Annotated in this window: 18 protein-coding genes and 2 pseudogenes; 14 read left to right on the forward strand and 6 right to left on the reverse strand. The window is 62.5% G+C overall.

The genetic code is table 11. From position 1 onward, the window contains the following. Window positions 1–42: 42 nt before the first annotated feature. Window positions 43–750: pseudogene (tnpC, locus tag NKJ28_RS05915) on the forward strand (IS66 family transposase); the annotation flags it as partial. A 117-nt stretch (window positions 751–867) separates the two neighbouring features. Here the strand turns inward: tnpC and NKJ28_RS05920 are convergent. The 3 genes from NKJ28_RS05920 to NKJ28_RS05930 form a co-directional block, all read right to left on the reverse strand. Then, window positions 868–1,701: an SDR family NAD(P)-dependent oxidoreductase gene (locus NKJ28_RS05920; protein ID WP_352634516.1), complete on the reverse strand. Its 834-nt coding sequence runs from the start codon at window positions 1,699–1,701 to the stop codon at window positions 868–870. 63 nt (window positions 1,702–1,764) lie between these two features. Continuing rightward, on the reverse strand, window positions 1,765–2,487 hold the full coding sequence (locus NKJ28_RS05925; protein WP_023676116.1) for an SDR family oxidoreductase: 723 nt from the start codon (window positions 2,485–2,487) through the stop codon (window positions 1,765–1,767). A 142-nt stretch (window positions 2,488–2,629) separates the two neighbouring features. Then, on the reverse strand, window positions 2,630–3,655 hold the full coding sequence (locus NKJ28_RS05930; RefSeq protein ID WP_352634734.1) for an aldo/keto reductase: 1,026 nt from the start codon (window positions 3,653–3,655) through the stop codon (window positions 2,630–2,632). A gap of 328 nt (window positions 3,656–3,983) precedes the next feature. Between NKJ28_RS05930 and NKJ28_RS05935 the strand changes: the two genes are divergently transcribed. After that, the gene (locus NKJ28_RS05935; protein WP_023676118.1) at window positions 3,984–4,880 is read left to right on the forward strand and encodes a LysR substrate-binding domain-containing protein; all 897 of its coding nucleotides are present in this window, start codon (window positions 3,984–3,986) and stop codon (window positions 4,878–4,880) included. A 205-nt stretch (window positions 4,881–5,085) separates the two neighbouring features. Here the strand turns inward: NKJ28_RS05935 and NKJ28_RS05940 are convergent. Then, window positions 5,086–5,773 (reverse strand): annotated as a pseudogene (locus NKJ28_RS05940) (IS630 family transposase); the annotation flags it as partial. Window positions 5,774–5,819: 46 nt separating this feature from the next. On the opposite strand from NKJ28_RS05940, the gene NKJ28_RS05945 reads away from it, so the two are divergent. From NKJ28_RS05945 to NKJ28_RS05955, 3 genes are all read left to right on the forward strand, one after another. After that, window positions 5,820–6,185 carry a LexA family protein gene (locus NKJ28_RS05945; protein ID WP_352579606.1) on the forward strand — a complete coding sequence of 122 codons (366 nt, stop codon included), beginning with the start codon at window positions 5,820–5,822 and terminating at the stop codon, window positions 6,183–6,185. Then, window positions 6,133–6,966 (forward strand): NAD(+) synthase, encoded by an 834-nt coding sequence (nadE, locus tag NKJ28_RS05950; protein WP_023676120.1) that lies wholly within the window; start codon window positions 6,133–6,135, stop codon window positions 6,964–6,966. Before NKJ28_RS05945 ends, nadE begins: the two co-directional genes overlap by 53 nt. 385 nt (window positions 6,967–7,351) lie before the next feature. Continuing rightward, the gene (locus NKJ28_RS05955) at window positions 7,352–7,534 is read left to right on the forward strand and encodes a hypothetical protein (RefSeq protein ID WP_352579605.1); all 183 of its coding nucleotides are present in this window, start codon (window positions 7,352–7,354) and stop codon (window positions 7,532–7,534) included. 6 nt (window positions 7,535–7,540) lie between these two features. Here NKJ28_RS05955 and NKJ28_RS05960 read toward each other — a convergent pair whose 3' ends face one another. Beyond that, on the reverse strand, window positions 7,541–7,813 hold the full coding sequence (locus NKJ28_RS05960) for a hypothetical protein (RefSeq protein ID WP_023676123.1): 273 nt from the start codon (window positions 7,811–7,813) through the stop codon (window positions 7,541–7,543). Between the two features lie 255 nt (window positions 7,814–8,068). Here NKJ28_RS05960 and NKJ28_RS05965 point away from each other — a divergent pair, with 255 nt between their 5' ends. Genes NKJ28_RS05965 through NKJ28_RS06005 form a run of 9 tightly spaced genes read left to right on the forward strand, consistent with a single transcriptional unit; the run spans window position 8,069 to window position 17,346 of the window. Then, window positions 8,069–9,175, forward strand: coding sequence for an NAD-dependent epimerase/dehydratase family protein (locus NKJ28_RS05965; protein WP_352634519.1), 1,107 nt, complete (start codon window positions 8,069–8,071; stop codon window positions 9,173–9,175). Beyond that, window positions 9,172–10,251 carry an NAD-dependent epimerase/dehydratase family protein gene (locus NKJ28_RS05970; protein ID WP_352634521.1) on the forward strand — a complete coding sequence of 360 codons (1,080 nt, stop codon included), beginning with the start codon at window positions 9,172–9,174 and terminating at the stop codon, window positions 10,249–10,251. The genes NKJ28_RS05965 and NKJ28_RS05970 overlap by 4 nt, the downstream gene beginning before the upstream one ends. Next, entirely contained in the window at window positions 10,248–11,540 is a 1,293-nt protein-coding gene (locus NKJ28_RS05975; protein WP_352634523.1) for a TIGR04295 family B12-binding domain-containing radical SAM protein, read from the forward strand. The genes NKJ28_RS05970 and NKJ28_RS05975 overlap by 4 nt, the downstream gene beginning before the upstream one ends. Continuing rightward, the gene (locus tag NKJ28_RS05980; RefSeq protein WP_352634525.1) at window positions 11,525–12,628 is read left to right on the forward strand and encodes a glycosyltransferase family 4 protein; all 1,104 of its coding nucleotides are present in this window, start codon (window positions 11,525–11,527) and stop codon (window positions 12,626–12,628) included. The genes NKJ28_RS05975 and NKJ28_RS05980 overlap by 16 nt, the downstream gene beginning before the upstream one ends. A gap of 2 nt (window positions 12,629–12,630) precedes the next feature. Next, window positions 12,631–13,761, forward strand: coding sequence for a CgeB family protein (locus NKJ28_RS05985; protein ID WP_352634527.1), 1,131 nt, complete (start codon window positions 12,631–12,633; stop codon window positions 13,759–13,761). Further along, entirely contained in the window at window positions 13,758–14,852 is a 1,095-nt protein-coding gene (locus tag NKJ28_RS05990; RefSeq protein WP_352634529.1) for a CgeB family protein, read from the forward strand. The genes NKJ28_RS05985 and NKJ28_RS05990 overlap by 4 nt, the downstream gene beginning before the upstream one ends. Further along, complete coding sequence (locus NKJ28_RS05995) at window positions 14,849–15,958, forward strand: CgeB family protein (RefSeq protein ID WP_352634531.1); 1,110 nt, start codon at window positions 14,849–14,851, stop codon at window positions 15,956–15,958. Before NKJ28_RS05990 ends, NKJ28_RS05995 begins: the two co-directional genes overlap by 4 nt. Window positions 15,959–15,981: 23 nt before the next feature. After that, window positions 15,982–17,028: a UDP-glucuronic acid decarboxylase family protein gene (locus NKJ28_RS06000; protein ID WP_352634533.1), complete on the forward strand. Its 1,047-nt coding sequence runs from the start codon at window positions 15,982–15,984 to the stop codon at window positions 17,026–17,028. A gap of 24 nt (window positions 17,029–17,052) precedes the next feature. Then, window positions 17,053–17,346, forward strand: a complete 294-nt coding sequence (locus tag NKJ28_RS06005) for a hypothetical protein (RefSeq protein ID WP_352634535.1) — start codon at window positions 17,053–17,055, stop codon at window positions 17,344–17,346. On the opposite strand, the gene NKJ28_RS06010 is transcribed toward NKJ28_RS06005, so the two are convergent. Beyond that, window positions 17,283–19,115, reverse strand: a complete 1,833-nt coding sequence (locus NKJ28_RS06010; RefSeq protein WP_352634537.1) for a hypothetical protein — start codon at window positions 19,113–19,115, stop codon at window positions 17,283–17,285. The two genes, NKJ28_RS06005 and NKJ28_RS06010, sit on opposite strands and share 64 nt — an antisense overlap. Window positions 19,116–19,235 lie beyond the last annotated feature (120 nt).

The raw sequence follows: 19,235 nt of genomic DNA on the forward strand, positions 1-19,235 counted from the left end.
CCAATTTGAGGCGCGCCTGTTCGGTTGAGAACATCCAGTTGCGGCGGTGCTCCGCCTGGTGTGGCCTTCACCTACGCTCGGGGCATTCATGCCGAGCGGATATTGCAGGGCTTCTCCGGCATCCTGCAGGTCGATGGCTATGCCGGATACAACAGACTGATCGCACCTGACCGTGTCGGCTCGGACATCCGGCTTGCCTATTGTTGGGCACACGCTCGCCGCAAGCTGGTGGAGATAACCCGCAACGGAGCAGCACCTATCGCCGAAGAGGGCGTCAAGCGGATCAGCGAACTGGGTCGGATCGAGGCCGAACTGCGTGGCCTTGATCCGGAGGCTCGCCTCGCCGGACGACAGGAACGATCAACGCCACTGGTCACCGACATGCAGACCTGGCTCGTCCATCACCGGGCCCGTGTCGCGACCAAGTCTCCACTCGGCGAGGCCTTGGCGTACATCGCCAAATATTGGGATGGTTTGAAGCTCTTCCTGACCGACGGCCGCATCGAGATCGACAACAACAGCGTCGAGCGAACCATCCGGCCGATAGCCCTCAATCGCAAGAATGCACTCTTTGCGGGGCACGACGCTGGAGCCGAGAACTGGGCCACCATCGCATCGCTCATCGAGACCTGCAAACTCAACGCCGTCGATCCGCAGGCCTACCTGATCAATACGCTCACCGCCATCGTCAACGGTCACAAGCAGAGCCGGATCGATGAGCTGCTGCCTTGGGCTTACAAGGGGAAGTAATGTGGCCCCGAAGACTACAGTCGGCCCAAAGCGGACTTCGGAAGGTACGCAGATAGAGGATCGGCGAATGCCCCAAAGCCCGCACGCAGGGTGTGGACTCAGGGCGTTCCAGCGTCCTCAGTCTATGGCGAGAGAACTCGACAGTTCTCGGTACGCTTCGATCTGCTGCTGCAAGAGAGCAATCTTCTGCTCCGCCACCTGGATAGCGTCAGAGCCAGCGAGGAAGCGCCGTGGCAGTTCGTCCTGCTCAGCGAGCATGATTAGAGCGCGTGCCAGCTTAGCGGGGTCACCGCCCTGCTTGCCGTTCTGGGACTTCCAGAAGGCAATCTGTGCCGTGCGTCGCTCGTGATAATCTTCGATCGCGATTTCCGCGTAACTGGTGGACTCCTCCGTCAGAAGCTCCGTGCGGAAAAAGCCTGGGTTGACGATCATCGTCTCGATGCCGAACGGACCGACTTCAGTCTGCAGCGCTTCCATCCAGCCATCGAGGCCAAACTTCGAAGCAGAGTAGGCTGTGCAGAATTCAAAGCCCATCAGACCTGCCGTCGAGGAGATCGAGACGATCTGGCCGGAGCGCTGCTTGCGCATGACCGGAAGGAACGCCCGCGTCACGATCATCGGACCGTCAAGGCTCGTGCTTAGCTGCAACTGCATCTGCTTGGGAGACAGTTCCTCGAAATACCCGGCGTAGAAGCTGGCCGCGTTGTTGACCAGCACGTCGATCCGTCCGAACCGCTCAAGGGTCGCCTGCGCGGCGGCGTCGGCGTCAGCGGCCTTTGTGACATCGAGTTTCACGACAAGAAGGTCGTCGGAAGCACCTAGAGCGTTCGCCACATTGTCTGGATTACGACCAGTCGCGACCACCTTGTGGCCGGCTGCCAGGGCCGCCTTGGCAATGTCCAGGCCGAGGCCACGTCCTGCCCCGGTGATGAACCACACTTTGTTACTCATCTCATGTGTCCTTTCATGTTGTCAGCCCTTCACCGATCTTGCGGCGGGCTGTAAGACAGTTGTTCACATCGCCTGCACGGTCGGGCGGACCAGGATCTCGTTGAGGGACGTCCGCTTCGGCCGGCTGAGAGCAAAGGCTATGATTTCGGCGATGTCCTGAGCCGGAATTGCAACGTTGTCGCGGTAGTCCTGAGCAGACTTTTTGCTTTCCTCGTGGGTGATGTGGTCGGATAATTCTGTCGCCACCGCACCAGGCTCGATGACTATCACGCGGATGTCTGGCTGGAGTTCGACGCGAAGCGCCTCGGACCAGCCGTTGATCCCCCATTTGGTTGCCGAATAGGCAGCGAACCCGGCTGGAGCTACGCGACCTGCCACAGAAGAGATGTTCACCAGATCTCCCTTCTTGGCGCGGAGTTGGTCAAGGAAAACCTCAGTCACAGTCATGGCACCCAGGAGATTGGTTTCGACCATCTGCCGATGCTCGGATCGCTTGTCCGATCCAAACGGCGCTGTGAGCATCACGCCTGCGTTATTGACTAGAACATCGGCGCCGCCGAACTCCTGGACGCGCGCGGCGGCTCCAGCGATGGAGTCCCGGTCGGTCACGTCAGCCTGGATCGCGATAGCGCCTTCGCCGAGTTCGTCTGCGAGTGCCGCGACACGCTCGAGGCGCCGCCCTAGAAGGGCTACGCGATATCCTTCTGAAAGAAGCTCACGTGCCAGCGCCTCACCGATTCCGGAGGATGCACCAGTGATTACAGCGACCCGATTGTTGTTATTCATGGTAGTCCCCTTCGTTGTGCTCTCTGGCTGGCCCTACCGATTCGGAAAGACCGGAGCGAGGACCACAGAGGTGGCAGCGCCTCGGACAAGAAGCGCCGCAGGTACCCGGCTAGACTTCAGCCCGTCGGTTCTTGTGGGTTGGTCACCTGACCGGTGACATGCCGGTTCCGCCCTTGGAACTCGTTGCAAGTTTTGCGCCAGTATCGATCATCGCGAGCATTGGTGGGCTCAGACGCGCGCCCTGGACCGTGATCCGGGCAAAGCCGTCATCGATCTCCTTGACATCGGCCGCACTCAACTGGACCTGCAGCGCGTCCATGTTCTGGTCCATCTGGTCCTCCGTTATCGGGCCGGGAATGGGCACGATCCACGGCTTGCGGGCGAGCAACCAGGCAAGGGCGACCTGGCCGGGCGCAGCCTGATGACGTGCGCCTACGCGCTGTAGCAGTTCGACCACCGGCCAGTTGGCGCGGCGGGCTTCAGGCGTGAAGCGCGGCAGGTTGGCCCGTAGGTCGGCAGGGCCATGCACGAACATGGGGGTGACTGTACCGGTCAGGTATCCCATGCCGAGCGGGCTCCATGGCACGAACCCGATGCCAAGCTCCTCGCAGGTCGCCAGAACCTCCACCTCCGGATCGCGGGTCCAGACAGAGTATTCATTCTGCACCGCCGTGACTGGCTGCACTTTGTGGGCGCGGCGGATGGTCGCTTCGCCTGCAGCGGACAGGCCGAAGTGGCGGACCTTGCCTTCACGGATCAATTCCTGCACCGCTCCGGCCACGTCTTCGATGGGCACGGTCGGATCGACACGGTGTTGGTATTGAAGATCAATGTAGTCCGTCTTCAAGCGGCGGAGCTGTTGCTCGGTCACCCGCTTGATATTGTCAGGGCGGCTGTTGACGCCTGTGACCTGGCCTTCGGGCGTGATGTCGAAGCCGAACTTGGTCGCGATGATCACCTGGTCGCGGATCGGCGAAAGCGCCTCGCCAACAATATCCTCGCCCAGGAAGGGTCCATAGACTTCAGCGACGTCGAAAAAGGTCACGCCCCGGTCATGCGCCGCCCGGATGATCCGCACGGCCTCCTGCCTGTTCGTGGGCGGGCTGTACATCCCGGCAAAGTTTTGGCAGCCCATCCCCATGGCAGAGACTTCCAGCGAGCCGAGCATGCGACGCTGAAGGTTCGATGACCTTGCACCTGTGGCTGCGGCACCCGATGTTGCCGTTTGAGCTCTCGACTCGGAAAGAGGCAGCAGCGACGCTGCGGCGATGCCTAGCCCAGCGGCGAACAATTTACGGCGGCTTGGCATCTCGGGAGCGCCTGTTTCGAAATCGTCTGCATAGTTCTTCATGGTGCTGCACCTCCACTGGGTTTGATCAACCTCCGAAACACATCAGCGTTTGCGGCTGTGTCTTCGTGAGTGAGCGCAGAATACGATGGCCGTTCCTTTCAAAAAATGGCATTCGGGTTGATGCGACATTAACCAGAGGTTCATAATGGACAAGGATCAGCTTGATGGGCTTGTGGCGTTTGCGCTTGTCGCCGAGAAGCGGAACTTCACGGCGGCGGCAGAAGCACTCAGGGTTTCGCCGCCTGCGATAAGCAAGATGATCAGACACCTCGAAACTCGCCTGGGCGTCACCCTGCTTACAAGAACGACACGAGCTACGAGCTTGACCGAAGCCGGGGAGAAATTCCTGCAACAGGCGGGACCGGCGCTGGATGCGATCCTTTCCGCTATGAAGGACGCGGGAAGCGCAGCGGACAAGCCTGCCGGTCGTCTGCGCTTGAATGTCCCGCAGACCGTCTATCCGAACTTCCTTAGGCCGCTGATCGCGACCTTTATCGAAAAGTACCCGGATGTGACGGTTGAGATCTTCTTCGAGAACGCGGCCACCAACATATTCGAGCGCGGGTTTGATGCAGGAATACGGGTGTCAGACATCCTTGCCAAAGATGTCGTGGCGCTCAAACTCTTCGGTCCCGTCCGATGGGTTGTGGCTGCTGCACCGGCCTACCTTGACAAGCATGGGCACCCTGAACATCCAAAAGACCTGTTGGCCCATCCTTGCATCTGCGCGGGAGCTGGCAATCGTGTGTACGATCGGTGGGAGTTCGAGAGCGACGGCAAGGAATTTGAGGTTCAGGTAAAGGGGCCGCTGATCCTCAATGATGTTCTGCTGGCGATCGATGCGGCCGTCGACGGCTTAGGGGTCGTTTACAGCCCTGAAGAAGCGATCAGCGACAAGTTGACGAGCGGCAAGCTCGAAGTCGTTCTGGACCACTTCACCGGGACAAGCTCGGGTGTGTACCTCTACTACCCGCAGCGGTCTCAAGTTCACCCCAAACTGCGGGCCTTCATCGAACATCTCAAAGGCCTGGAGAAGAGGTAGCGCGAGCTTCCTATTGGACGCAGCTTTCGCGTCCCACAGAACCGCTGTCAACGCGAAGAATATTGACGGCCTTCGTCACCTTGGTGCTGCGGATCGCAATCCAACAACGTCCGCTGTTGGCGCATTTGTTGCCATCTCCGTCACAGCGGCAGTCTTCGAAACGGCACAACGGCGTCGTGGTCAAGGTGCGAGGCAAACAGCGCTTACGATGCGCGTCGAGGAAGACGAACAGGTTTGCGGTGCGGTTGCGTTTGTACTCGCAGTCGTAGCGCTCCAGCCTTCCCGGCGCGGCCGGGATTGGCTGACGCACCTCGCCGATGAGTTGGGTCGGGCTTTCGTCGAAGCACACCACCGGCCGCTTCGGGTCCGGTGCCTCGGCATAGAGGTCGAGCACATCCTCCATGCGCGCGACATACTCCGCGTCAACCTTTGGAATGCACCACATGTCCTTGCGCCACGGCTTGAGATCGTTCTCGGCCAGGCGCCGGCGCACCGTCTCGCGCGCCAGCTGTTCGTGCTCGGTCAGCTTGACGAACGCATCGGCCAGCAGATCCAGTGTCCAACGGGCCCGACCCGGCGGCGGACTGGAGCAGGCGGTGGCCACCAGCAGGGCTTCTTCCTTGCCCGTCAGCTTGCGTTGCGCGCCTGCGCGTGGCTCTTCGCTGAGCGCCGCCTCTAGGCCCATCTCCACGAAGCGGCGCTTGGTGCGGTAGACAGTGGAGCCGCCGACCGCCACCCGTTGTGGCAATGGTCTCGTCACTGCGGCCGGCATCGGCAGCAAGCAGGATCTGCGCCCGCTTGAGCTTGCGCGCCGGATGCTTGCCGCCTGCCAGCATGGCTGTGAGTTCGTCGCGTTCGGGTTGGTCGAGATCGACGCGATAGCGTACATTCATCCCGGAAGGCCTCCTTCGGTTGCGGAGGTTCCGGAAGAATCAGAAAATGAATCAATTAGGTGACGGACGGCCGCCAGACCGACCCCGCTTCACCGAAAAGCAGGGCCAGTACCTCGCCTTCATCTGGACCTACGGCCTGCTCAACGATCGCGCGCCGGCCGAACGCGACATGCAGCGCTTCTTCGGCGTCACCGCACCTTCCGTCCATCAGATGGTGCTCGCCCTTGAGCGCGCTGGATTGATCCGCAGGCAACCCAGCCTCGCGCACAGCATTGAACTGCTCGTCAAACCCGATATCTTACCCAGGCTACAACCCATCGAACCCGTCATTGCTGTGATATCAGGAGCACCCACTGCCAATGACCGAACAGGAAATGATTATCAACGCGTTGGGTGTCGCTCCCAGTGTTGACGTCGCGCTGGAGGCACGCCGGCGTATCGACTTTCTCGGCACGTATCTGCGTGCATCGGGGCTCAGCACCTATGTACTGGGGATCAGCGGCGGGGTGGATTCACTTGCCGCGGCCCTTCTGGCTCAACGGGCCGTTGAGGAACTGCGAACGGCTGGATACGACGCCAAATTCCTGGCCGTTCGGCTCCCGTATGGCAACCAGGCCGACGAGAGCGACGCCCAGCGGGCTTTGGACACCATAGGGGCGGACGAAGTGCATCGGGTCGACATCAAGCCGGCTGCCGACGCAATGCTAGATTCGATCAAGCGGGCTGGTGTCGAGTTCGGCGACGCAGGCCGCGAGGATTTCTTGCTTGGCAACATCAAGGCGCGTCAGCGCATGATTGCCCAGTTCGCGCTCGCCGGCGCCAGCCGAGGACTGGTCATCGGCACCGACCATGCGGCCGAGGCACTGATGGGCTTCTTCACCAAGTTCGGCGACGGCGCCGCCGATATCCTTCCTCTTTCGGGGCTAAACAAACGCAGGGTGCGAGCCTTGGCCGCGCATCTGGGCGCTCCGCCCGAACTCGTCGACAAGATCCCGACCGCCGACCTGGAGAACCTTGTCCCGCTTCGTCCTGACGAAGATGCCCATGGCGTCACGTATGAACAGATCGACGATTTCCTCGAAGGCAAGGAAATCGACGAGGCCGCGCGGACGCGGATTCTTCATGTGCATTCCAGCACGGCACATAAGCGCGCGCTTCCGGTGACAGCGATTGCGCTAACACTCTCGCCATGACGGCATTGGCAATAGTTCCATGATACCGTTTCGTGGTCAGCACCTCGTGGAGATTGCTTCCGCCATGTTGGCAACCGCATCGACGAGCACTTTGACGGCATGAACAGCCGGACCCTCGATAACATTCCGCACTCGGGTTTGCTACCTTCGAGCGCCTGAGCAGGTTGGCCGATCCGACGTAGGCGGCGACGCCATCTGCAAGCACGATCCTCACGTGAAAGGGTTCTTGCGTGAGGTCGCCGCTGCCATAGTCGATGATGCGCGTCGTCGCCTTTTCCAGGCGAAGTCTAGCCTCGGCGCACCCCGAGAGTTGGGAGGCATCCCTTATGACGAGGACGCGCTCGATCGCTTCCGTCGTCTCGAATAGTTCTGCGGCCAACGCGACATGCAGCGCTTCTTCAGCGTCACCGCGCCTTCCGTCCATCAGATGGTGCTCACCCTCGAGCGGGTCGGATTGATCCGCAGGCAACCGGGCCTCGGCGCAGCATTTGAACTGCTCGTCAAACCCGATATCCTACCCAGGCTACAACCCATCGAACCCGTCGAATCCTCTGTGCAGGGGTACTAGACGATGTTAGCCTTTCCGGCTGCGCTCGACGAACTTGTTGAAGCGGCTAGTCTTTCCGCCGCTGGTCTCATCCTGGTAGAGGAACGCCAGTTCGTTCTCATCGAATATCCTGAAGAACTCGTCCCATTCGACGGGCTCGAACGTCTCTTCAGGCTCGCCGAAGTCGATGCGCAGTATGCCGCCCTCGCCCTTGGTGCGCACCACCGCCGGCCGCCCGTCGCGATCCTCGGCCCAACGGCGGATTTCGTCGTGATCGGTGGTCGTCTTCGATTCAGACATCGCAATCTCCCTTCGATTCCACCGCAGACCGCGAGACCCCCGCGTTGCCGGTCTGCCTCCACACAACCAGCAGATGCATCGCTGCCCGGCATGTGCGCGGTTGGTCGAACATGGCTCCTAACACCAAGCAGCCTTCGATGTTCCCACGCCTGGTTGAACCTACCCCGGCGAGCCTCCTGAACTTTGTTGAAGCAAGGGAACAAACCTTTCGCCCGGAAGTTTGGGGCGGCAAAGCCATTCGTATGAGGAGTTGTCGTGAAACGTATACTGGTCACGGGAGGCTGCGGTTTTATCGGCCGCCACGTCGCCCAGGAACTCGTTGAACATGGCTATGGGGTTTCAATTCTCGATGCGCTGCTGGACCAGGTGCATGGCGGCGAGGCAATCAGCCTGCCGCCAGGCGCCAAGCTGATCAAAGGCGACGTTCGTGATCGCGACGCCATCGCAGAGGCGGTCGACGATGTCGACGCGATCATTCACCTGGCGGCTGAAGTGGGCGTCGGCCAGTCCATGTACGAGATCGCCCGCTATGTCGGCGCCAACGACCTCGGCACCGCCACGTTGCTGGAGGCACTGATCAAACGGCCGATCGAACGGATCGTCGTTGCGTCGTCGATGAGCGTCTATGGCGAGGGTCTCTATGCCACGCCGGACGGCCGGCGCATCGACAATGCAAGACGGCAGCCGGACGACATCCGCAGCGGCCAATGGAATCCCCTCTCGCCGGAAGGAGAAGTCCTGTTGCCGCTGCCGACCGACGAGCAGAAACCGGTCGACCTCGCCTCGATCTACGCGCTGACGAAATATGCCCAGGAACGAGCCGTGCTGATCTTCGGCGAAGCCTATGGCGTCGATGCGGTGGCGCTGCGCCTGTTCAATGTCTTCGGTGCCGGACAGGCACTCTCCAACCCGTATACCGGCGTGTTGGCGAACTTCGCCTCGCGCATCGCCAATGGCCAGCGGCCGCTGATTTTCGAGGACGGCGAACAGCAGCGCGACTTCGTGCACGTGCGCGACGTTGCCCGCGCCTTCCGGCTGGCGCTGGAACAGCCCCAGGCGCGAAGCCACGTCATCAACATCGGCAGCGGGCGGGCCTACCCGGTCAGCGACGTCGCCCGGCTGCTCGCCGAAGCGATGGGCGTGCCTGGGCGCCAGCCGGAAATCCTCGGCAAGGCACGCTCCGGCGATATCCGCAACTGCTTTGCCGACATCTCCAAGGCGCGCGAACTGCTCGGCTTCCAGCCGCAGCACCGGCTGGAGCATTCGCTCGGCGATTTCGTCGCCTGGGTGCGTAACACGGTCGCCATCGATCGCAGCGCCGAGATGAAGCGGGAACTCGAAGCGCGAGGGCTGGTATCATGAGACCGGATTCACGCAATTTTCGCGAAGCGCCCGTCGCCATTATCGGCGGCAGCGGCTTCATCGGCTCGAACCTCGCCGACAGCCTGTTGTCGGACGGCGAGCCGGTGCTGGTCATCGACAATCTGAGCCGTCCCGGCGTCGAGCAGAACCTGGAATGGCTGACGCAAAAGCACGGCAACCGCCTCGCTGTCGAAATCGCCGATGTCCGTGACGCCGAGGCGCTCACGCCGTTGGTGGCAGGCTCGAGGGCGGTTTTCCACTTTGCCGCGCAGACCGCCGTCACCACGAGCCTGGTTCGGCCGGACGAGGATTTCGACATCAACCTGCGCGGGACGTTCAACGTCCTGGAAGCGGCTCGCCGCAGCGGCAAGCGCATCCCCGTCGTTTTCGCCAGCACCAACAAGGTCTATGGCCGCCTCGCCGACCTTGCCATGCGCGAAGAAGACGGCAGATACGCGCCTCGCGACGCGGGCATCCGAGCGCACGGCGTCGACGAGACGCGCGGCCTCGATTTCTGCACGCCCTATGGCTGCTCCAAGGGCGCAGCGGACCAGTATGTCCTCGACTACGCCAAGTCATACGATCTGCCGACGGCGGCGCTGCGCATGAGCTGCATCTATGGACCGCGCCAGTTCGGGACGGAGGATCAGGGCTGGGTCGCCCATTTCCTGCTTAACGCGTTCTCCGGCCGGCCGATCACCATCTACGGTGATGGCAAGCAGGTGCGCGACATCCTCCACGTTGCCGACGCGGTCGCGGCTTATCGCGCCGTGCTCGACCGGATCGAGGCGATCAGGGGCCAAGCATTCAATCTCGGCGGCGGACCGGAAAACGCCGTCAGCCTGCGCATGCTGCTGAAGGAGATTCGCGACATAACGAAACGGGACGTTCCGATCCGTTACGACCGCGAACGCACCGGCGACCAACCGTTCTTCGTCGCCGACACACGCGCGATCGAGGCGGCGCTGGGATGGAAAGCGCACGTCCCGTGGCAAAACGGCATCCGCGACCTCGCCGACTGGCTGCAGCGTCATCGCCTCGACCCGCATCCCGAACCGGCGAGGTACGTGGCATGAGGGTCGCTCTGGTCAATCCGTCCTGGACGTACCAGGACAGCATCTATTTCGGCTGCCGCCAGCCGCATCTGCCGCTCGAACTCGGCTATTCGAAAGCGCTGCTCGAAGCAGCCGGCCACGAGGTGCTGATGCTGGACGGGCAGATCCAGAAGCTCGACAACGCCGCGCTCGCCGATCGCGTCGCCGCATTCGAGCCTGACATGACCGTCGTCAGCACCGCGCCGACCTATCTGTTCTGGCGTTGCGCACCGCCCGAGTTGCGCGTGCCGGCCGATTTCCTCAACCATCTTGCCGGGCGCGGCGGCCGCGCCGTCGCCGTCGGTCCGCATGGCTCTGCGACGCCGGCGCCGACATTACGCAAGCTTGGCGTCGACATCGTCGTGCGCGGCGAATGCGAGGAAGTGGTCGCTGAACTTGCCCGGCGCGACGACTGGAGCGCGGTGCCGTCCACCGCTCAATTCGAGCATGGAAAACTGGTCTCGAACGGCGGCGTCCATGCGAGCTCGTTCATCGATCACCCAGCGCTCGAATGGCCATCGGACTGGATTGCCGCCCATTCGCACCACCATCATCGCTTCGACGATGATCAGGTCGGTTTCGGAGCGGAGGTCGAAGCGTCGCGCGGTTGCCCGTATAATTGCAGCTTCTGCGCCAAGATCGATTTCCGCGATGCTTACCGCCGCAGGAACCACGAGGCGGTGATCGCCGAGATCGACCGGCTGATCGCACAGGGTGTCGGTTACATCTACTTCATCGACGAGATATTCCTGCCACAAAAGGCTTTGCTGGAGGCGCTGGTCGATCGCGATGTGAAGTTCGGCGTGCAGACCCGTATCGACCTCTGGAAACCGGAATTGCTGAGACTGCTCGGCGCCGCCGGCTGCGTCTCCATAGAGGCGGGGCTCGAAAGCCTGACGGTGGAAGGCCGCGCCATGCTGGCAAAACGCTGCCGTTTGGGCACCGAGGAGCTGGCCGCGTTGCTGGTCGACGCAAGGCGCCACGTGCCGTTCGTGCAGGCCAATCTGATCGGCGTGGTCGAGGACGATCCCGCGCTCGTCGATTATTGGCGGAAGCACCTGATCGACAACGGCGTTTGGGCCAACGAACCGGTGCCGCTCTATCCTTATCCGAGTTCGCCGAGCTACCGCGAACTTTGGGGCGAGCCGGACGATCTCGCCTGGGAGCGCGCGCATGAACATTATCTCGCATCCTTCCGAACGTTCAGCGACATCCAGGAGAAGCGGCCGCGTCCGCTGGCCGAATTGGAGGCCACATGTTGCGGACACTGAGCCCGCGGCCGCGGCGTATCCTGATGACTGTCGATGCCGTTGGGGGCGTCTGGCGTTATGCGCTCGATCTGGCCAGGCAACTGGTCGCCGGCGGCGACAGCGTCGTGCTTGCCGGGCTTGGTCCGGAACCGTCCAGGCAGCAGGCGGAGGAGGCCCAGTCATTCGCAACCCTGACATGGCTCAACACGCCGCCCGACTGGATGACCCGTAACGAGCACGACCTCGACACATTGCAGCAGGAGCTGCACCCACTCCTACGTGACTACGCCATCGACATCGTCCATCTCAACGCGCCGACGCAGGCCGCGGGGCTCGACGTGCCTTGCCCCGTCGTGGCGGTGTCGCATTCCTGCGTGGTGACATGGTTCCACGCCGTCAAAGGACAGGCGGTGGACGGCGAATGGGCCTGGCAGAAGGACCGCAACCGGCGCGGTCTCGACAAAGCAGGCATTGTCGTTGCGCCGAGCCGCAGCCATGCCGACATGCTCGAAACCTGCTACGGGCCGATCGCCCGCCTGAGCGTCGTCGGCAACGGGGCGCGGCCCGGCGCCAAGAGCGAAAGGCGGGAATCGGTGGTTTTCGCCGCCGCGCGCTGGTGGGACGAAGGAAAGAATGCGGCGGTGCTGGACCAAGCCGCCTCCCTGACGCAATGGCCGGTCTTCGTCGCCGGCTCCTTGCAAGGCCCGGACGGCCAGCATGTTGGCTTCAGTGGCGCCGTTCCCCTCGGGCCGGTGCCACATGAGGAAGTGCGCTCGCTGATGGCTCGGGCCGGTATCTTCGTATCGCCGTCGCTCTACGAACCGTTCGGCCTGGCCACGCTGGAAGCCGCAATGTCGGCAACGCCCTTGGTGCTCGCCGATATCGCGACCTACCAGGAACTGTGGGACGGCGCGGCCCTGTTCTACGACGTGCGCGATCCGAGTGATCTCGCCAGCTGCATCAATGGCCTTTGCAATGACGCGCAGCGCCGGCGAGAGCTCGGTGAGGCGGCGGCGCGCCGAAGCCGCAGATTTTCACTGGCAAGGCAGGCGACCGCCATGCGCGGCGTCTACGACAAGGCGGCCCTGGCCACCATGGCGGATAATTGATTATGCGATTTTTATTCTACACCCATTCGATCGTTTCCGACTGGAACCACGGCAACGCACATTTCCTGCGCGGCATCATGCGCGAGCTGGTCGCGCGCGGGCACCAGGCGATCGCGCTGGAACCCGCCGACGGTTGGAGCCGGTCGAACCTGGTAGCCGAGAAAGGGTCCTTCGCGATCGAGCGATTCCGGAAGGATTTCCCCGAGTTGATGCCGGTGACCTACGATGCCGCTTTCGACCACGAAGCCTGGATATCCGATGCCGATGTGGTGATCGTGCATGAGTGGACCGAGCCGGACCTTGTTGCGCGGCTGGGCAAGGCGAAAGCAACTGGCGGCCGTTTCACGCTGCTGTTCCACGACACGCACCATCGCGCCATCTCGGCCACGCAAGCGATTTCTGCCTTGCAGCTTGAACATTACGACGGCGTGCTCGCCTTCGGCGAGGCGCTGCGGGAAAGCTATCTTCGCGCCGGATGGGGCAAGCGGGTCTTTACCTGGCACGAGGCAGCCGATGACCATCTGTTCGAGCCCCATCCTGAAATCGAGCGCTGCGCCGACCTGATCTGGATCGGCAATTGGGGCGACGACGAGCGCAGCGCCGAAATCAGGGAATTCCTGGTCGAGCCGGTGCGTGAGCTCGGATTGAGCGGCACTGTCCACGGCGTTCGCTATCCACGGCAAGCGCTCGCCGACCTTGCGGCCGCCGGCCTGCACTACGAAGGTTGGATCGCCAACGCCGACGTGCCGAAGGCGTTTGCAGCAAACCGCATCACAGTGCACATCCCCAGGCGTCCATACCGCGAAAGCCTGCCAGGCATCCCGACCATCCGTATGTTCGAGGCGCTCGCCTGCGGCATCCCGCTGGTTTCGGCGCCGTGGTCCGATGTCGAACGCCTGTTCAGGCCCGGCGTAGATTTTCTGTTTGCAAACAACGGTTCCGAGATGCGGCGTCATCTTCGCGCCGTGCTGCACGACGCGGATCTCGCCGCCTCTCTGGCGACTTCGGGCCTCGAGACCATCCGCTTGCGGCACACATGCCGGCACCGGGCGAATGAGCTGTTCGGCGTGCTCGCCGAATGCGGGCACCGCCAAGCCGCCGACACGATCCTTGCAAAGGAGGCCGCCGAATGAAGATCGCATTTTACGGGTCGAGCCTGCTGTCGTCCTATTGGAACGGCGCGGCCACCTATTACCGCGGACTGCTCAAGGCCCTGGCAAGGCTCGGCTATGACATCACCTTCTACGAGCCGGACGTCTACGATCGCCAGAAGAACCGCGATATCGCGGCGCCGGACTGGTGTGCCGTCGTCGTCTACGAGGCCACTCCGCATGCCATGATGCAGGTGGCGGCGCGGGCGGCGGAGGCAGATATCGTCGTCAAGGCAAGCGGCGTCGGTTTCGCCGACGACGCGCTGTTGCGGGCGGTGCTCGATCACGCCCGTGCCGATGCGCTCACCGTATTCTGGGATGTCGATGCGCCGGCGACGCTTGGCCAGTTGCGCGACGAGCCCGATCATCCGCTGCATCGCGCGCTGCAGGAAATCGACCTGGTGCTGACCTATGGCGGCGGCGACCCGGTGGTCTGGGCCTATCGGGCAATGGGGGCGGCCGAATGCGTGCCGATCTACAACGCGCTCGATCCGGAAACGCATCATCCGGTCGGCAAGGACATGCGCTTTGCCTGCGATCTCGCCTTTCTCGGCAACCGGCTGCCGGACCGCGAGGCGCGCGTCGAGGCCTTCTTCCTCGACCCGGCCGGCCGCTCGGCCGATCAGCGCTTCCTGCTCGGCGGATCGGGCTGGGGCGACAAGCAGATGCCCGCCAATGTCCGATGGCTCGGCCATGTCGGCACGCGCGACCACAATGCATTGAACGTCACGGCCAAAGCGGTGCTGAACATCAGCCGCGACAGCATGGCGGCCAATGGCTTTTCACCTGCGACGCGCGTTTTTGAGGCGGCGGGCGCCGGCGCATGCCTCATCACCGACGCCTGGCTCGGCGTCGACCTGTTCCTGAAACCCGGCGAGGAAATCCTGGTCGCGCGCGATGGCGAGGACGTCGCCGAGATCATGCAAAGCCTTAGTGCCGAATGGGCTAAGGCGATCGGAACATCGGCGCTTCGGCGCGTGCTTGGCGAACATACCTATACGACACGTGCCGTTTTAGCCGACGCCATCTTCAGGCGCCATTTCGAGCGTCCGACCGTGGAGGCGGCCGAATGACAAAGCCGCTCGACATCGTCTTTCTTGGCCTGTCGCTCTCCTCATCCTGGGGAAACGGCCACGCCACCACCTTTCGGGGGCTGCTTAAAGGTCTCCACGAACTCGGTCACCGCGTCACCTTTCTCGAACGCGACGTGCCGTGGTACGCAAGTCACCGGGATCTGCGCGATCCCGATTTCTGCGCCTTGCGCTACTATGAAACGATCGATGATCTTCGCCGCAATTTTGCGCGCTGCCTGCGCGATGCCGATATCGTGGTCGTCGGCTCCTTCGTTCCCGAAGGCCCTGAAATCATCGACGTCGTGGCATCGCTGTGCACGGGTCAGTTCTGCTTCTACGACATCGACACTCCGATCACGCTGGCAAAGCTTTCGGCCGATGATTGCGAGTACATTGCCAGGCGGCAGGTCCCGTATTTCGACGTCTACTTCTCCTTCACCGGCGGGCCGACGCTTGCCCGTCTGACGGCGGAATTCGGCGCGAGGCGGGCCGAGCCGCTCTACTGCTCCGTCGACCCGGAACGGCATCACGGAACCGGTGATCCAATCCGCTGGGATCTCGGCTATCTCGGCACCTACAGCCCCGACCGCCAGGCGACGCTGGAAGCCCTGCTGTTCGAACCGGCGCGTCGCATGCCGGAGCGCCGCTTCGTCGTGGCAGGCTCGCAATATCCGCGCGAAATCGCCTGGCCGGACAATGTGGATCGCATCGAACACCTGCCGCCGGCAGATCACGCCGCCTTTTACAGCCGCCAACGCTACACGTTGAACGTCACGCGCAGTTCCATGATCGCGGCCGGATGGTCGCCCAGCGTGCGCCTCTTCGAGGCAGCCGCCTGCGGCACGGCGATCATCAGCGATAGCTGGGCCGGACTGGACAGCCTGTTTCCAGAGCGGACGATCCACACGGCGCGCAGGACGGAGGACGTAATCGGTATCCTGTCTGGGGAATCCGACGGCGCCCGGCTTGCCATGGCCAGGCAGGCGCGCGTGCTCATCCTCGCAGCTCACACAAGCATCGCAAGAGCCCGCGAATTCGTTTCGCTGCTGGCGCAGACCAAATCGCCACGTTCTGTTCTCGATCTGGACGTCGAGAGCGCAGCATGACCCGCAGACGGGAGAAGATAGAGATGCAGCTATCAAGAAAGGCGCAACGGACCAAGACCGTGCTTGTCGCCGGCGGCGCAGGTTTCCTCGGTTCGCATCTTTGCGAGACAATGCTCCAGGCCGGCTGGCGCGTGATCTGCGTCGACAATTTCCTTACCGGCCGCATGGAGAACATAGCATCGATCGCCGATCGTCCGGATTTTCGGCTGATCAAGCAAGACATTTGCCGGCCGTTGGAGCTTGGCGAACCGGTGGATCGCATCTTCAACATGGCATGCGCGGCCTCGCCGCCGCGTTACCAGGCCGACCCGGTCCACACGACGCGGACTTGTGTCATCGGGACGCTCAATCTGCTGGAGCTCGCCGCCCGTAATGGCGCCCGCTTCCTGCAGGCGTCCACCAGCGAAATTTATGGCGATCCCGAACAGCATCCGCAGAAGGAAGACTATGTCGGCCACGTGAACTGCATCGGTCCCCGCGCCTGCTATGACGAAGGCAAGCGCACCGCCGAAACCTTGTGCTTCGATTATTTGAGAATGGGAAAGGCCGATATCCGTGTAGCGCGCATCTTCAACACCTATGGTCCCAGGATGGATCCTGCGGATGGACGGATCGTTTCCAATCTGATCATGCAGGCACTCGAGAGACGGCCGCTGACGATATTCGGCGACGGGCTGCAGACCAGGTCGTTCTGCTACGTTTCCGATCTGGTCGACGGCTTGATCCGGTTGATGGAGGTCGATCCCAATCCGCGCCAGCCCGTCAATCTGGGCAATCCGGGGGAGTTCACCATCCTGCAACTGGCGAGCCTGGTGAGAGACATGACCGCAACCAAATCGGGCTTGAAATTCCTGCCGCTGCCGCAAGACGATCCTCGTCGTCGGCAACCCGACATTTCCCGCGCAAGGAAGCTTCTCGGCTGGTCGCCAAAAGTGCCGCTCAGGCAGGGTTTGGTGCGCACAATCGGCTATTTTGCCGAGCTTGAGACGGCGCAGATGATCGACAGAAGACGTCGAATTGCCGCCACCGTGCGTTCTGCATCAGGCCGGCTGCAAAACATGCCGGCCTGAAGGCGGGGAGCGTCTGGCCGCTGCTTGGTCACGACGGAAAGCGCCGTCGTCTCGGATTTGGTCACTTTTTCTCGTCGCGGGAACAACCTGTCCAGCTTCTGGTTCTGCCAAGGTACCGGCATGGAGACGATTGTGCATCCGAAGCGATCCGCCAAAGACATCGAACAAATGGCCGCAAAGGAGACGGCTGCCTTCCTGCGGCGCGCCTCCATCACCTATCTGGAATGTTGTGTGAGCCTGATGATGACGCATCTTCAGCGCGAGGAGGTAGCGGCCATCCTCGAAAAGGAAGCGGATATGCTGCGCCGGCTGGACTGATCCCGCTCGAGCGGCGGCAGGTCGCCTTGGCTTTCCAGGAAACGAAGCAGCGCGGCAGCGTAACGTCTTGCCGCGGCGGCCAGCCGGATCTGTTCCCGATCATCGCCCGATCGCTCAGCCATGCTCCACAAGCCAAGCTGGAAGGCGAGATAGCAGGGCTCGTAGTAGTGGACCAGATTGGCATCGACGGGACGGGAGGCTCTCGCTTCCACAGCCTTGCAAAGCGCTGCAGTCGCCGCGTCGGAGAGGCTGTACTCGACACGGGCGCCGGCAATGTCCCAGGCGATGTCCTGGCAGCCGATCAGATCGTGCGATCGGCAATGATCGAGGGCGTCCGTCTTGACCAGCGTTCCGCCGCGCGAAAGGATGAACTCCCACGGATGAAGCCGCCCGTCGATCTCGACCCGCTGCATGGTCTTGGGCGGAGCCTGTTTCGAGAACCAGGTCTGCAGCTCCGCCGCGCGGCTTTCGCCCAGCGTCTCACTTGTATTCCGCACGGCCATGTCGGCAAGCGCCTCCAGCGAGGCGCCCTGTTCGGAGGCGGGCAGATTGGCTGCGCGCCAGGACAGATAGCGCGCGAGATGAGCGACCATTTTTTCTTTCGAATGCCTTGCCCGCTCCAGCGTTGTACCGTCGATCCAGCGTTCAACGAGAAAGCCATGGCACAGCCCGGCGATGTCCGGGCCAAAGCCTGCGTCATTCAGCCTCCTGGCAGTCTCGGCCTTGTGCATTCCGATTTCACCGAGGCCGACGAATTTGACCGACCATTTTTCCCGGCCCGCAGAAGCAAGAAACTTTCGCCGCTCGAAGCCGCGGTGAACAGGTGGCCAATGTTCCTCCGTCCTGTCTCGAAAGCGACGCCACTCTCCGCCAGATATTTCGGTCAAGTTGACCGCTGTGCTGCCGATCGTCCTGGCCACCCAATCCCGCAACGTCGGGACAGCGGATCCAGCGGGGAAAGTCCGTTCGAAATCCACGCTGTGTTTTTGGCAAACCGTCCATGCCTCCCGACTGTTCGTCGATGCCTCGGGGCCCGGGCCAGCCGAATGGCTTGGGAACAGATGGATGCGCCTGGCATCGATGCCCAGCCTTTGCAGCCATGCGACGACTGCGTGAAACGAGCTGCCGGACAGGCCCGGGCCCTCATCGACGACAGCGAAATGGGCCGATGGCCTTGTCCTCCAGCCGCCGATCAGTTCCGGATCGGCGGCAAGCCGCCTGCGAAACGGATGACCGGTCGGACGGACGCTGACGGGTGCCGGTGCGCCGATGGCTGCAGCCACCATCGCTGCAAGCCCCAGGCCGATGCTGCGGATGCCGATTACGCATGTGTTCGCATCGAGACCCGACTGCCGTGCGGCGACGAAATAGCTCTCCGGATAGAGCGCGTAATGGGCGTAGCCCTCGGCCGTGCCGATGAGGATTTCGCCATCGCAATCGAGTTCGGCCAGCATTCGCGGCACTTCGGCATCGACCGGGCCGTCGATGGCGAATCCGGCCGCCCACGATCTGCCCACGTCCCGGGCCAAGCCGACCAGGAGATTTGCGCCCGCGATCCGTTGTCGGGAATTCCTGTCCATGCCGTTGGCCTCGAATTCAGCATCGGCAAGCCCCTGGACCAATTCCGAGATCTTGATGAACAGGCCGACCAGGGCTGCGTGGCGTTCGATCCCACTTGGCATGTCCGCAATGTGCTCGGCCGCTTTGCAGGCCGAGCCGCGAACATGTTGCGCGCTCTGCATTCGCTTGTGGTCGCCATAGACGATCATTGTCCGTCCCGGTTGGCCTCACTGCACAACTCGGCGAGCGCTACTTTGATCCACCATCGGTTGCACGATTTTTGCAGCCGGCAAGGAACAATCAGCGAGGCAGGTGGTTTGGCACGAAGA

Source organism: Mesorhizobium sp. M0145, assembly GCF_040322355.1.
Taxonomy (GTDB): Bacteria; Pseudomonadota; Alphaproteobacteria; order Rhizobiales; family Rhizobiaceae; genus Mesorhizobium.